We start from the raw sequence: 14,054 nt of genomic DNA on the forward strand, positions 1-14,054 counted from the left end.
AGGGCAGTGCACTTGTTGCTTTGATCGCGGTCATGGGCTGCCCGGCGTTACGCCGACGCTTCCTCCGGCACGGCGCCAAGTACTCGCGCAATGCATTGCGACTGCACTGTGGGAGGGGCTTCAGACCCGACACCCTTCAGTTGGTCGCGTCGGGACTGCAGTCCCTCCCACAGCACGGCATCGCACTGGCCACTTCGGTTGCAGTCACGACCAGTCGCCACCCCCGCTCGACCTACGCCGTCGCCACCGGCAGCGCCAAGGCCGCGCCTTCGACGCAGGCGACCAGGCGCTCGCCCGGCGCCAGGACCGGGGCGACGCCGGCGGTGAAGTGCGAGAACGCCGGCAGCACGGTCATGCCGTCGCGCAGCCAGAACGCCGGCCAGCGCGGGCGAAGGCCCGGCAGTTTGGCCAGCGGGTGCAAATGTCCGCACAGCACATGGCGCTGCGCATCCGTCACCGGATCGTGACGCAACACGAACGGGCCGTCTTCCACCTGCGTGCCAAGCGGCGCGATGTCCAGCCCGGCGCCGGCCAGGGCGCGGTCGTGGTTGCCGGCGATCGCCGCCACGCGCAGTTGCGGATGCTGCGCGCGCCAGGCATGCCACTGGCGTTGCCAGTCGGCATCGGGTGCGGCGCCGTGCAGCACGTCGCCGAGGATCCACAGTTCCGCCGCGTCCTGCGCCTGCAGCAGGGCCGACAGCCGCGCCAGGTCGAGCGCGGTGCCGCCGCGCGGCAGGCCGATGCCGGCGCGGCGGAAGACGTCGGCCTTGCCCAGGTGCAGGTCGGCGATCAGCAGCCGTCGCCGCGCCGGCCAGTACAGCGTGCGGTCGCCGAGCAGGCGCATCGGTTCGCCGGCCAGCAGCCAATCCAGTTCAGCGCGCATGGCGCTGCTCCAGTTGCGCCGCCGCGCGCATCACCCGCGCCTTCCAGTCCTCGGTGCTGAGCTGGCCGCGGATGCTCTCGGCCCACAGCGGGAACGCCAGCGGGGTGAGGCTGCGCGGGCTGTGCAGCGCCAGCTCACGCGCGGCGCAATCGTCCAGGGTGGCGGCGAGCCGGGTCAGTTCCATCTCGCCCTGCAACACCTCGCGCTCGGCCTGCGCCAGCAGCAGGTGCTCGGGATCGAAGCGGCTCAGCACGTCGTACAGCAGGCCGCTGGAGGCCTGCAGCTGGCGCAGGCTGCGCGGCAGGCGGCCGGGCAGGCTGGGCGGCAACAGGCCGGCGACGCGGGCGATCTCGCGGAACTGGCGCCGCGCCAGTTCGCCCAGGTTGAGGCTCTCGCGCAGATCCTCGAACAACTGCGCCGGACTCAGCAGTTCGCGCAGCAGTGCCGCATCGATCGGCGCGTCCTCCGCCGGCGACAGCACGAAGCCATAGTCGTTGGCGGCGAAGCTGAAGGTATTGCGCTGCCGCCGGCCCCAGCGCAGCGCCAGCAGCGCGGCCAGGCCTTCGTGCACCTGGCGGCCGGCGAACGGATACACGAACAGGTGCTGGCCGTCGCGGGCGCGCACGCGCTCGGCCAGCAGCCGCTGCGGCGCCGGCAGAGCCGACAGCGCGCGCTGCAGGCCGAGCAGCGGCGCCAGCGCGCGCAGTTCGGCCTCGCCGCGCGGATCGGCGAATACCGCTTCCACCTCGCGGCCCAGTTCCGAAGACAGCGGCATGCGCCCGCCCATCCATTTCGGCACGCTGCCGTCGCCGCCCTTGGCCAGGCGCACGTAGGCGGTCATGTCCTCCAGTCGCACCAGTTCCAGCAGGCGCCCGGCGAACTGGAAGCGATCGCCGCGGCGCAGACGGCCGACGAACTGCTCCTCCACCGCGCCGAGCCGGCCGCCGCGCAGGAAGCGCACCGCGACGCTGCCGTCGCTGGTGATGGTACCGATCGACAGGCGATGGCGCAGGGCGATGCGACGGTCGTGCACGCGGTACAGGCCGTCTTCGTCCAGCACCACCTTACGGTAGTCCGGATACTGCGCCAGCGCGCGTCCGCCCTGCACGACGAACTCCAGCACCGCCTGCCAGGTCGGCGCATCCAGCATGGCGAAGGCGGCGGTGCCGCGCACTTCGGTGTACAGCGCGTCGGCAGCGAAGCCGCCGCCCAGCGCGCAGGTGATGCAGTGCTGCGCCAGCACGTCCAGCGACAGCCGCGGCGAGCGCCGCGATTCGATGCGGCCATGGGCGATGGCGCGGCGCGCCGCGGCGTATTCGACCAGTTCCAGCGCGTGCGAGGGCACGCACAACATGTGGCCGGCCTCGCCGGGGCGGTGCTTGGCGCGGCCGGCACGCTGCAGCAGCCGCGCCACGCCCTTGGGGCTGCCGATCTGCAGCACCTGATCGACGGCGGGGAAATCCACGCCCAGGTCCAGGCTGGAGGTCGCCACCACGCAGCGCAGGCTGCCGTCGCGCAGGCCCTGCTCGGCCGCGCTGCGCAGCGCTGGGTCCAGCGAGCCGTGGTGCAGCGCCAGGGTGTGCGCTTCTTCCGGCCACACCGAGGTCAGCGCCTGATGCCACAGCTCGGCCTGCGCGCGGGTGTTGGTGAACAGCAGGCTGGTGCGCACCGCGAAGAGTTTTTCCAGCACCCGTGGCAATTGTGCCAGGCCCAGGTGCCCGGCCCAGGGAAAGCGCTCGCCGACCGCGGGTGCCAGCGTCTCCAGGGTCAGGGTGCGCGGCTTGACCCCGGCCACGATCGGCGCCTGCGGCAGGTGCGGCAGCAGCACGTCGCGCGCTTCGTCCAGGTTGCCGAGCGTGGCCGACAGGCCCCAGGTGCGCAGCGTCGGCGCCCAGCCGCGCAGCCGCGCCAGGCACAGCTGCAGCAGCACGCCGCGCTTGTTGCCGAGCAGCTCGTGCCACTCGTCGACGATCACGCAGCGCAGCGTCGCCAGTTGCGGCGCGGTGTCGGGATAGGACAGCAGCAGTGCCAGCGATTCGGGCGTGGTCACCAGCACGTCGAGCTTGCCGCTGCGCGCCAGGCGCTTGTCGCGGGCGCTGGTGTCGCCGGTGCGCAGGCCGATCTGCCAGTCCAGGCCCAGCGCCTGCGCCGGTTCGCGCAGCGCGCGTACCGTGTCGGCGGCGAGCGCGCGCAACGGGGTGATCCACAGCACCTTGAGGTCGCGCTGCGCCTGCCGGCGCGTGCGCGGCGGCGCGACGGTCTTGGCAGTCGCGCTGGCGCCGTTGCCACGGGCGGGCTTCTGTTTGGCGGCGGCCGCCTGCGCCGCGGCCTGCGCACGCAGACCCTCCAACAACGGGCCGCCGAACGCAGCCAGGGTCTTGCCGCTGCCGGTGGGCGTGTGCAGCAGCCCGGAGCCGCCGTCCAGGTACTGCCGCCACAGCGCGCGCTGGAACGGCAGCGGTTGCCAGCCCTGCTGCGCGAACCAGGCGTGCAGCGGCGCATCGGCCGGGCGCCGCCGCGCCGCCGATCCGCTCATCGCGCCAGCGCCTGCAGCGTGGTCAAGCGGTCGGCCTCGGCGAACGGCTTGTCGTGGCGCCAGCGCAGGATGCGCGGGAAGCGCACGGCGATGCCGGACTTGTGCCGGCTGCTGCGATTCACCGCCTCGAAACCGAGCTCGAACACGTGATACGGCGTCACCGCGCGCACCGGGCCGAAGCGCTCGGTGGTGTGCGCGCGGATCCAGCGGTCCAGCGCCAGGATCTCGCTGTCGTCCAGGCCCGAGTAGGCCTTGGCCACCGGCACCAGTTGCTCGCCGTCCCACAGGCCGAAGGTGTAGTCGGTGTACAGCGTGCTGCGCCGGCCGTGGCCCGCTTGCGCGTACAGCAGCACCGCATCGATGGTCAGCGGCGCCACCTTCCATTTCCACCAGTCGCCGCGACGGCGCCCGGACTGGTAGGGCGACGTCGCACGCTTGAGCATCAAGCCTTCCACGCCGCGCGTGCGCGCATCCTCGCGCAGCGTTGCCGCCTGCTCCCACGTCGTGGCGTGCACCTGCGGCGACAGCGTGAGGCGCGGATCGGCGTGCGCCTCCAGCAAGGCCTGCAGTTGCGCGCGGCGCTGCTGCAGCGGCTGCTCGCGCAGGTCCTGGCCGTCCAGTTCCAGCAGGTCGTAGGCGAGCACCCGCGCCGGCGTGTCGGCCAGGGTCTTTGCACCGGGCTTGCGCCGCTGGATGCGGGTCTGCAGCGCGGTGAACGGCAGCGGCGCGGGCTCGCCTTCGCGCCAGACCAGCAGTTCGCCATCGATCACCGCATCGTGCGGTAACGTCGCCGCCGCCGCCTCGATCTCCGGGAAGCGCCCGTCCAGGCGTTCCTCGCCACGCGACCACAACGCCACCTCGCCGTCGCGGCGGATCAGTTGCAGGCGGATGCCGTCCCATTTCCATTCCAGCAGCCAATCGTCGAGGGCACCGAGCGTGGCGGCCTCGGCTTCCAGCGGCGAGGCCAGGAAGAACGGGTAGGGCTGCTGGCGGTCGCTGGGCAGCACCTCGTCGGACAGCAACTGCTCCAGCGCCTGCGGCGTCGGCGACCAGGCGCCGAGCATGCGCTGGGCGATGCGTGCGATGTCGATCCCCGACATCGCCGCCAGCGCCTGCTGCACCAGCCGCTGCGAGACGCCCACGCGCAGCGCTCCGGTCAGCAGCTTGTTGAACAGCAGGCGTTCGTCGAAGGCCAGGCTGCGCCAGCCCGCCACCACCGCGGCGCGGCGCGCGGCCTCGTCCTGTGCGGCCACCGGCAGCAGGCGTTCCTCGATCCAGTCGCGCAGGGGGGCGGGGTCGGGGGTTTCCGCCGGATCGTCGAGCAGCAGGGTCAGGGTTTCGGCCAGATCGCCGACGTGGTCGTAGCTGTCGTCCACCAGCCAGCCGGGCAGGCCGCTTTCCTCCGCGATCCATTCGCGCAGTTCGCGGGTGTTGGCGATACGACGCAGCTTGCCGCCGCTGAGCAACCAGATCGCCCAGGCCGCGTCGGCCGGCGGCGCCTGCTCGAAGTACGCCACCAGCGCGGCGCGCTTGTCCAGCGTCGCGGTGCTCTGGTCCAGTTGCCGGTACAGCGCGGCGAAGCGCTTCATTCCTCGCCACCGTAGTCGGTACGGAACGCCTCGGCGGCCACACCGCGTTCATTGAGCGCGCGGATGATCGCGTCGGTGTTGCCGTGGGTCGCAATTACGCGCCGCGCTCCGGTCTCGTCGATGGTGCGCAGCAGGTCGGGCCAGTCGGCATGGTCGGAGACCACGAAGCCGCGGTCGTAGTTGCGCCGGCGGCGGTTGCCGCGCAGCCGCATCCAGCCCGAGGCGAAGCCGAGTTGCGCATGGCGGAAGCGGCGCAGCCACGGGCTGCCGGCGGCCGACGGCGGCGCCAGCACCAACTGCCCGGCGTAGTCGGCGCGCTTGTCCAGTTCGGACACGGTGCGCGTGTCCAGCATCGCCACGCCGGCCTCGCGATACACCGCCACGCCGGCCGCCACCGCGCCGTGCAGCAGCGCCGGCTGGTCGTCCCACGGCTGCAATTCGGCGAGCACGCGCTGCGCCTTGCCCAGCGCGTAACAGAACAGCACCGCCGCTTCGCCGCGCGCGCCGCACTCGCGGCGCCAGGCGACGATCTCGCGCGCCACCGCGCTGGTGTCCGGCCACCGGTACACCGGCAGGGCGAAGGTGGCCTCGGTGATGAAAGTGTCGCAGCGCACCACCTCGAACGGCGCGCAGGTCGGATCGGGCTGGCGCTTGTAGTCGCCCGAGGCGACCCAGACCTCGCCATCCACTTCGATGCGTACCTGCGCCGAGCCGAGCACGTGGCCGGCCGGATGCAGCGACACCTGCGCGCGGCCGAGCGTGAAACGGGTGCCGTAGTCGTAGGCGCGATAGGCCTGCTCGCCCAGCCGCCAGCGCAGGATCGGCAGGCCGGCGGCGGCGCAGTGGTATTCGCCCATGCCCGAGCGCGCGTGGTCGCCGTGGCCGTGGGTGATGACCGCGCGCGGCACCGGCCGCCAGGGATCGATATGGAAATCGCCGGCGGGGCAGTACAGCCCTTCCGGGCGCAGCACCACCAGGTCCTGGGAAGCGGCATTCGGCATGGGCGCCACTGTGTCCAAGCCGGTGTGCAGGAGATGAGAATCCGCCCCGCGCGTTCGCGGCGACGCGACGGATCGGCCACAATGCGTGCAGCGCTTCTGGGAGGGAGATGCATGCACAGGGACCTGCCGGCGTTCGCCACGCATACGGTCGACAATCAGCCGCCGCCGTTCGAACCGCGCGATCTTTGGGCCGACGACGCGGCGCTGCGTGAGGCCTGCGCACGCGAGGGCGCGGACGGCTTCGCGGCGACGCTGGCGCAGTACGGCGTGCTGGCCGGCGATGCGCTATATCGGCTCGGCTTCGACGCCAACCGCGACCGTCCGCGGCTGCGCACGCACGATCGCTACGGCCACCGCATCGACACGGTCGAGTTTCACCCGGCCTATCACCAGTTGCTGGACGCGGCCAAGCGCCATGGCGTGGCCGGGCTGTCCTGGCACAGCCCGCAGCCGGGCGCGCATGTGGCGCGTGCGGCGCTGAGCTACCTGCACCACCAGGCCGAAGCCGGCACCAGTTGCCCGCTGACCATGACCCATGCCGCGGTCGCGGTGTTGCGCCAGGACCCAGCCTTGCGCGAATGGGCCGACAAGGCCGCCGCGCCGCACTACGACCCGCGCGACGTGCCGATCGCCGACAAGGCCGGCATCACCCTGGGCATGGGCATGACCGAGAAACAGGGCGGCTCGGATGTGCGCCGCAATGCCACCGTCGCCACGCCGCTGGACGGTGCCGGCGCGTACAGCCTGGTCGGGCACAAGTGGTTCTTCTCCGCACCGATGTCCGACGGCTTCTTGGTGCTGGCGCAGGCGCCGGGCGGCCTGACCTGCTTCCTGCTGCCACGGCGCCTGCCCGATGGGCGGCTCAACGCGCTGCGGCTGATGCGGCTGAAGGACAAGCTGGGCGACTGGTCCAACGCGTCCAGCGAAGTCGAGTTCGCCGGTGCCTGGGCGCAGCGCGTCGGCGAGGAAGGGCGGGGTGTGGCGCGGATCATCGGCATGGTGATGCTGACCCGGCTCGACTGCATGCTCGCCGCCGCCGCGCAGATGCGCATGGCGCTCGCCCAGGCGCTGCACCACGCGCGGCATCGCATCGCGTTCGGCAAGCGCCTGGTCGAGCAGCCGCTGATGCGCAACGTGCTGGCCGATCTGGCCCTGGAATCGGAAGCCGCCACCGCGTTCGCGCTGCGGGTGGCGCGCGCGGTGGATGCGGCCGACGCCGATGCGTCGGAAGCGGCGTTCGCGCGCATCGCCACCGCGCTGGGCAAGTACTGGCTGTGCAAGCGCGCGCCGGCCTTCGTCAACGAGGCGCAGGAATGCCTGGGCGGTGCCGGCTACGTCGAGGAGTCGATCCTGCCGCGGCTGTACCGGCAGGCGCCGCTGAATTCGATCTGGGAGGGGAGCGGCAACATCCAGTGCCTGGACGTGCTGCGCGCGCTGGCGCGCGAACCGGCCAGCGCGGCCGCGGTGCTGGCGGAGCTGCAGACCGCGGCCGGCGCCGACCCGGCCTACGACGCGGCGCTGGACGCACTGCGCGCGTCGCTGTCCGGCAACGCCGAAGTGGACGAGTACAGCGCACGGCGCCTGGCCGAACGCATCGCACTGGCCTTGCAGGCCGCGCTCCTGCTGCGCAGCGGCAGTCCGGCCGCCACTGTGTTCGTGCAAAGCCGACTGGCCGGCGCGCATGGACTGGCGTTTGGCACGCTGGAGCCGGGTGTGCCGGTCGAGGAACTGCTGATGCGTGCGTTGCCGTAGGCGTGTGGTATGGCGACGCACCGCGCCGTCGCCAAGTGGGAAATGAGTGGGCCGGCACTTCCTTCTCCCTCCGGGAGAAGGTGCCCCGAAGGGGCGGATGAGGGTACGGCAGCCAGCCTAGTCAGGCAGCAAGTGCAGCGATCACCGGCGACGCGCGGCCGTACCCTCACCCCAACCCCTCTCCCGGTGGGAGAGGGGCTGCACTTCTGGGCGCCGGTGTACCGCATTGCAGCCCGTTGCGTCTTCATGCGCTGAAAAAGGATGCGGGCCAGCACTTCCTTCTCCCTTCGGGAGAAGGTGCCCCGAAGGGGCGGATGAGGGTTCGGCCGCTCACGTAGCCAGGCGACAAGTGCAGCGATCACCGGCGTCGCGCGACCGTACCCTCACCCCAACCCCTCTCCCGGTGGGAGAGGGGCTGCACTTCCGGCGTCGGTGTGCCGCATTGCAGCCCGTTGCGTCTTCATGCGCTGAAAAAGGAAGCGGGCCAGCACTTCCTTCTCCCACCGGGAGAAGGTGCCCCGAAGGGGCGGATGAGGGTACGGCAGCCAGCGTCGCCATGCAGCAAGTGCGGCGGTCACAGGCGGCGAACGGTCATACCCTCACCCCAACCCCTCTCCTGGTGGGAGAGGGGCTAGGCTCTTACGAATCCCCAATCCCCAATCCCAGCGCCTCAGGCGCTAATGCCTCCCGCGCTTCCCACCCCGCACCGGCGTCGCCTCGACCGAGAGCGTGAAACTGCGCTCCTCGCCGTCGAGCATGGCGCCGACGCCGACCAACTGGCGCTTGATCTCTTCGCCGCGGCCGTTGCGGATGCTGACCAACACGGTGTATTCCCAGGCGCTGCCGTCGTCCGGGTGGCGGATGCTGCCCTCCACCCGCAGCGGCACCAGCGCCGATGGCGCCGACTGCTGCAGCACCGCCGAATCGAAGCGCAGATGATGCTTGCACGCCGGGCAGACGCTGGCGCTTTCGAGGATGGTGGCCTTGCAGTGCGGGCAGGTCCGGGTCGCCCCCGGACTGCCGGGACGCGGGCTGCTCATGCGCCGGCGTCGGACTCCGCGGGCTTGCCGCCCTTGCGGGCATGTTTGTCGTCGTCCCAGCCGAAGTCGGCCTGGCCGCGCATGCGCGAGCCGGCGGCCACGGTCAGCGAGCCGGCCTTGACGTCGCCGATCAGCGCGCCGGACGCAAGCAGCTCCACCCGCGAGGCCGATTCGATGTTGCCTTCCAGCTCGCCGGCGATCACCACCTTGTCGGCACGCACGCCGCCGCTGAGCTTGGCGCCGGTCTCGATGGTGAGGTCGCCCTGCACGTTGACGTCGCCCTTGAACTTGCCGGCGATGCGGATGTGCCCGGTGCCCTCGATCTTGCCTTCGATGCTGATGTCGGCGGCGATCAGCGATTCCTTCGCGGCGGGTGCCGGCGCAGGGGCGCGGGCGGCAGGGGCGGCGGCGGCGACCGCGGCGAGCGGTTCGCCTGGGGCGGCATCGCCCGCCGGGCGCGGCTCCGGCGGCAACGCGCCGTTGCCGGGAACGGGCGGCAGGCCATCCTTGCGCGCAGGACCCTGGTCTTTCCAGATGGACATGGGCTGTCGTCTCCAGTCGGGGGAAGCGCGACTATCGCCGCTCTATCGCGTCGGTTTTGTGACGCTTTCTTCAAAACGGCGGCCCGACTGCGACCGCCGCCGGTTCAGCCCATGCCGTCCAGCGTCGGGTCGTAGGCCTGCACCTGGTTGCGGCCGCAGCGCTTGGCCCGGTACAGCGCCGCATCGGCCTTGCGCAGCAGGGTGGTGGCGACCACGCCGTCGCGCGCATAGCTGGCCACGCCGATCGACATGGTCACCGCCGGCAGCGCCTTGCCGTCCACGGTCGCGCTCAATTGCTGGGCGGCGCTGCGGATCTGTTCGGCGATGGCCTGCGCCTGTTCCGGCCCGGTCTCCGGCAGGATCACCGTGAACTCCTCACCGCCGTAGCGGCAGGCGATGTCCTCGCCGCGCAGCCGCGTCGACAGCATCTGCCCGACCGCGGCCAGCAGGGCGTCGCCGCCGCCGTGGCCGTGCAGGTCGTTGAACTGCTTGAAGTGGTCCACGTCCAGCATCAGCAGCGACAGCGGCATCTGCCGGCGTCCGCAGCGGGCCAGTTCGTGGTTGAGCGATTCTTCCAGGTAGCGCCGGTTGAACAGGCCGGTGAGCGGGTCGCGGATCGACTGCAGACGCAGCGACTCGCGCAGGCGCAGGTTGCTCAACGCCAGCGACAGCTGCTCGGCGGCGGCCTCGGCGATGGCGATGCGCGGCAGCGGACCGGTGCCGCGCCCGGCCAGGAACACGAAGCCCAATTGCGTGCCCTGCGCGGACAGCGGGATGCAGGCGGTGCTGGCACCGGCCGCGTACGGATCCTCGCGCAGATGCGCGCAGGCCGAGTCGTGGCCCTGCGCATGCACGAAGTGGCTCTTGTCGCGGCGCAAGGCCCAGCAGTCCTGCGGCGCTACGGCCGGCTCGCTGCCGACCGGCGGCTCGCCCCAACTGACGATCTCCTCGGCGCGGTCGCGCGAGGCGCGCAGCAGATAGACGCTGCCGCCGGTGTCGGGCATCAGCGCGGCGAGCAGGCGTGCGGTCACCGTCAGTGCCTCGGCCGGCTCCACGCAGCTCTGCAGCAGGCCGGTATAGCGGCTGAGCGCGTTGAGGTCGGCACTGGTGCGCTCCAGCTCGGTGATGCTGGCTTCCATCTTCTCGTTGGCGACCGAGGCGGCCTGCTCGGCGTTGCTGCGGTTGCGCAGTTCGCGCAGCAGTAGCGCGTACACCACGCCGACGCTGCCCAGGCCGAACGGGATGCCGGCCAGGGCGAGCACCAGCAGCATGTCGGCGCTGCGCTGGTTGGAGGTGTCGCGGCTCTGCAGCAGTTGCAGTTCCACGTCGGTCATCTGCTGCACTTGGTCGCGGATCGCGCTGGAGCTCTGGTACACGCTGGGCGCCATCGCCTGCCGCAGCGCCTGCAGGCCGTCGCGCTGGTACACCGCGAGCATCTCCCGCATCTGCCGCAGGCGCGTGTCCATCGACTGCTGCAGCACCTGGATGTTGGCGATTTGCACGGGATTGTCGGAAACCAGCTTGCGCAGCTGCGCCAACTGCCGCGGCACGCGTTCGGCGCTGTCGTAGTAGAGGCTCAGATAGGCCTGGTTGTCGGTCAACTCGTAGCCGCGCAACGAGGATTCGGTCATCAGCAAGGTGGATTGCACCTCGTCGATGTTGCGCAGCACTTCGTGGGTATGCGCGACGCGTGCGGCGTCGGAGATCGCGCGTTGTGCGCCGTAGAACACGCCGGCGCCGATCAGCACGAAGACCGCGGCGGAGAACAGCAGGGCTAGACGGGTCCTGGCCCGCACACGTTGGAGAATCGGCATCGCAAAAGTCTACTGTGACGCCGCAAACGCCTTGGACCGGCGTCACAAAAGACGCCCTGCCGGCACAGCGCGCGGCACGCGCTGCGCGGCAGCGGCCGCCCCCGCATGCACGGGGACGGCCAATGCCTCAATGCTGCTCGCGGTCGCCGTTGTGCGGATCTTCGTTGGCGTTCTCGCGTGCCTTGTCGGCGACTTTCTGCGCCGCATTCGCCGTGGCCTCGCTGGCATCGGCCGCCATCTCCTTGGCTGCGGCCGAGGCATCCTTGACGGCATCGGAGTTGGCCGCACGGTGCGCGGCATCGCGCGCGTCGGCGGCGACCTCGCGCCCGGCCTGCGCGACCTGGCCGGCGGCTTCCTTGGCCGCTTCGCCGGTCTGTTCGGCAGCGACCTTGGCGTCGCGTTGTGCCTGCTGCGATTCGGGACCCTGGCAGCCGGCCAGTGCGAGGGCGCCCAGCAGGGCCACGATCGGGGTCTTGTTCATGCGGCTTCTCCGTCCACGGGTGGGTGACGCGGCGCAGCCTAGGCGGACGCGCATGCAGCCTGCGTCAAGGCGGAGCGGGGGCGCGGGGCAGTGTTCAGGAAGGCGCTGTCGCTGGTGGGGGAGGCGCCGTGGGGTGGGAGCCAGGCACTGCGATGCGCGCGGCTGCCGTCGCATGCGGGCCATGCGGATGTGCGGCGTCGGCGCGTACGCGCCGCACGTGCATGGCGCGTGGCAGCGGTGCGCATCGACCGCATCGCTCGCCGCGGGCGGCGGTGCGGCGCGTCGTGCGGGTCATGCGTCGCGCTTGCATGCCCGCTACGCGTGGACGACGCAATGGGGCGGACGAATTCTGTGTGCGGGGACGCACGCTTGCGAGGCGAAGTCAGCGGCGGACGACGGCGCGGCATTCGCGCGAGGCGAACATGCATGCGTCGTCACCCACGCCGCCCTCCGGGAACTCGCTGTGCCGGCACGCTGGTGGCGCCGTTGCCGGGCTGCCCGGCAAACGCCAGGCAAAGAAAAAGCCGCTGGCGGACCAGCGGCTCTTTCAGGACTGCAAAAAGCGAGAAGTGATTACTTCTTGGCTTCCTGAGCAGCGTCCTTCGCCTTGTCGGCGGTGTCTTCCGCAGCCTTGGCGGTGTCGGCAGCCTTGTCGGCAGCGGCATCGGTCGGGGCAGCGGCGGCAGCGGCCGAAGCGTCGGCAGCGGTGTTGGCGGCGGTCGCGGCGGTGTCGGCAGCGGCCTGAGCGGCGTCGGCGGTCGGGGCGCCGGCGGCAGCCGACTGGTCGGCAGCAGCCTGCGCGTCGGTGGCGGCTTCGTTAGCCGAAGCGGCGGCGTCCTGGGCCTGCTCCTGCTTCGAGCACGCGGCCAGGGCCAGGCCCAGGGCCATTGCGATCAGCAGCTTGTTGATGCTCATTGTGTCTATCCTCGTCGTTTAGTTAGGCAACGCGCGAATGCGCGCCCTCAACATGATGACAAGCCAAAGTCGGCTGTCAAGCGCACGCGCATTCATTTTTGTGTTTCAGGGGTTAATTCCAATCAAATCAATTCGATGGCGGCCGCTGTCGCTTCGCCACCGCCGATGCACAGCGTCGCGATTCCGCGGCGGCCGCCACGGCTGCGCAACGCATTTAGCAATGTCACCAGCAGCCGCGCACCGGAGGCGCCGATCGGATGGCCGAGCGCGCAGGCGCCGCCATGGACGTTGACCTTGGCGTGGTCCAGGCCCAGTTCCTTGATCGGCACCATCGCCACCACGGCGAAGGCTTCGTTGATCTCGAACAGGTCGACGTCGTCCAGGCTCCAGCCGACCTGGTCAAGCAGCTTGCGGATCGCGCCCACCGGCGCGGTGGTGAACCATTCCGGCGCCTGCGAGAAGGTCGCATGGCCGACGATTCGCGCCAGCGGCGCGACGCCGCGGCGGGCGGCCTCGTCGGCGCCCAGCAGCACCAGCGCGGCGGCGCCGTCGGAGATGCTCGAGGAGCTGGCCGCGGTGACCGTGCCGTCCTTCTTGAACGCCGGCTTCAGCGCCGGGATCTTGGTCATGTCGGACTTGCCCGGCTGCTCGTCGCTGTCGACCCGTACCTCGCCCTTGCGGGTGGCCACGGCGACCGGGACGATCTCGTCGGAGAAGGCGCCATCGCGCTGCGCGGCCTGCGCGCGGTTCACCGATTCGATCGCGAACGCGTCCTGGTCCTGGCGGCTGAAGCCGAACTTCTCCGCGGTGGCCTCGCCGAACACGCCCATCGCCTGGCCGTCGTCGGGATTGGTCAGGCCGTCCCAGGCCATGTGGTCGACCGCCTGGAAGTTGCCGTAGCGGTTGCCGGTACGCGAGTTCGGCAGCAGGTGCGGCGCGTTGCTCATCGACTCCATGCCGCCGGCGACGACGATGCTGGCCGAACCGGCCTTGATCAGATCGTGTCCCAGCATCACTGCCTTCATGCCCGAGCCGCAGACCTTGTTGATGGTGGTGGCGCCGGTGCCGTCGGGCACACCTGCCGCGCGCGCGGCCTGACGTGCCGGGGCCTGGCCGAGGTTGGCCGGCAGCACGCAGCCCATGATGACTTCGGAAACGTCCGCGGCGGGGATGCCGGACTGCTCCAGCGCGGCGCGGATGGCCGCGGCGCCCAGCGTCGGCGTGGGCACGCCGTTGAACTGGCCCAGGAACGCGCCGATGGCGGTGCGCTTGGCCGCGGCGATGACGATCTCGGTCATGGCAAACCCTTACGAAAGTGGTGTGCCGATTATCGGCCGCGGCGCGGGTTCTGCCAATTGCGTCCACTGCCGGGCCAGTCCTATGGTTTGCATTCCAGTGTAGATTTGACGTAGTTCAGCGCCGTCGTCGGCGGCCGCTAACGGGGGCAACACCGGCCGTATGGCCGGCAGACGACATTTGAGGGGAAGGACATGCGGGCATT

Annotated in this window: 11 protein-coding genes; 1 reads left to right on the forward strand and 10 read right to left on the reverse strand. The window is 71.0% G+C overall.

Going from position 1 to position 14,054, the window contains the following annotated elements:
* Nucleotides 1-232: 232 nt before the first annotated feature.
* The 4 genes from pdeM to SLW52_RS04010 are packed head-to-tail and all read right to left on the reverse strand — an operon-like array spanning nt 233 to nt 6,009.
* Nucleotides 233-883 (reverse strand): ligase-associated DNA damage response endonuclease PdeM, encoded by a 651-nt coding sequence (gene pdeM, locus SLW52_RS03995; protein ID WP_320739364.1) that lies wholly within the window; start codon nt 881-883, stop codon nt 233-235.
* Nucleotides 873-3,419, reverse strand: coding sequence for a ligase-associated DNA damage response DEXH box helicase (locus SLW52_RS04000; protein ID WP_320739363.1), 2,547 nt, complete (start codon nt 3,417-3,419; stop codon nt 873-875). The genes pdeM and SLW52_RS04000 overlap by 11 nt, the downstream gene beginning before the upstream one ends.
* A complete protein-coding gene (locus SLW52_RS04005) occupies nt 3,416-5,008 on the reverse strand; it encodes an ATP-dependent DNA ligase (protein ID WP_267099091.1) in 1,593 nt (530 codons plus the stop codon). The genes SLW52_RS04000 and SLW52_RS04005 overlap by 4 nt, the downstream gene beginning before the upstream one ends.
* Nucleotides 5,005-6,009: a ligase-associated DNA damage response exonuclease gene (locus SLW52_RS04010; protein ID WP_010342292.1), complete on the reverse strand. Its 1,005-nt coding sequence runs from the start codon at nt 6,007-6,009 to the stop codon at nt 5,005-5,007. The genes SLW52_RS04005 and SLW52_RS04010 overlap by 4 nt, the downstream gene beginning before the upstream one ends.
* A gap of 111 nt (nt 6,010-6,120) precedes the next feature.
* Here SLW52_RS04010 and SLW52_RS04015 point away from each other — a divergent pair, with 111 nt between their 5' ends.
* Entirely contained in the window at nt 6,121-7,761 is a 1,641-nt protein-coding gene (locus tag SLW52_RS04015) for an acyl-CoA dehydrogenase family protein (protein WP_320739361.1), read from the forward strand.
* Between the two features lie 677 nt (nt 7,762-8,438).
* Here SLW52_RS04015 and SLW52_RS04020 read toward each other — a convergent pair.
* From SLW52_RS04020 to SLW52_RS04045, 6 genes are all read right to left on the reverse strand, one after another.
* The gene (locus tag SLW52_RS04020; protein ID WP_010342294.1) at nt 8,439-8,801 is read right to left on the reverse strand and encodes a hypothetical protein; all 363 of its coding nucleotides are present in this window, start codon (nt 8,799-8,801) and stop codon (nt 8,439-8,441) included.
* Nucleotides 8,798-9,343 carry a polymer-forming cytoskeletal protein gene (locus SLW52_RS04025; RefSeq protein ID WP_265530055.1) on the reverse strand — a complete coding sequence of 182 codons (546 nt, stop codon included), beginning with the start codon at nt 9,341-9,343 and terminating at the stop codon, nt 8,798-8,800. The genes SLW52_RS04020 and SLW52_RS04025 overlap by 4 nt, the downstream gene beginning before the upstream one ends.
* Nucleotides 9,344-9,447: 104 nt before the next feature.
* Nucleotides 9,448-11,157: a diguanylate cyclase gene (locus SLW52_RS04030; RefSeq protein ID WP_267081766.1), complete on the reverse strand. Its 1,710-nt coding sequence runs from the start codon at nt 11,155-11,157 to the stop codon at nt 9,448-9,450.
* A 127-nt stretch (nt 11,158-11,284) separates the two neighbouring features.
* The gene (locus SLW52_RS04035) at nt 11,285-11,638 is read right to left on the reverse strand and encodes a hypothetical protein (protein ID WP_017908416.1); all 354 of its coding nucleotides are present in this window, start codon (nt 11,636-11,638) and stop codon (nt 11,285-11,287) included.
* 573 nt (nt 11,639-12,211) lie between these two features.
* Nucleotides 12,212-12,553 carry a hypothetical protein gene (locus SLW52_RS04040; RefSeq protein ID WP_048490955.1) on the reverse strand — a complete coding sequence of 114 codons (342 nt, stop codon included), beginning with the start codon at nt 12,551-12,553 and terminating at the stop codon, nt 12,212-12,214.
* 122 nt (nt 12,554-12,675) lie between these two features.
* The gene (locus SLW52_RS04045) at nt 12,676-13,851 is read right to left on the reverse strand and encodes a thiolase family protein (RefSeq protein WP_320739359.1); all 1,176 of its coding nucleotides are present in this window, start codon (nt 13,849-13,851) and stop codon (nt 12,676-12,678) included.
* Nucleotides 13,852-14,054 lie beyond the last annotated feature (203 nt).

Source organism: Xanthomonas sp. LF02-5 (assembly GCF_034105325.1).
Taxonomy (GTDB): Bacteria; Pseudomonadota; Gammaproteobacteria; order Xanthomonadales; family Xanthomonadaceae; genus Xanthomonas_A; species Xanthomonas_A sontii.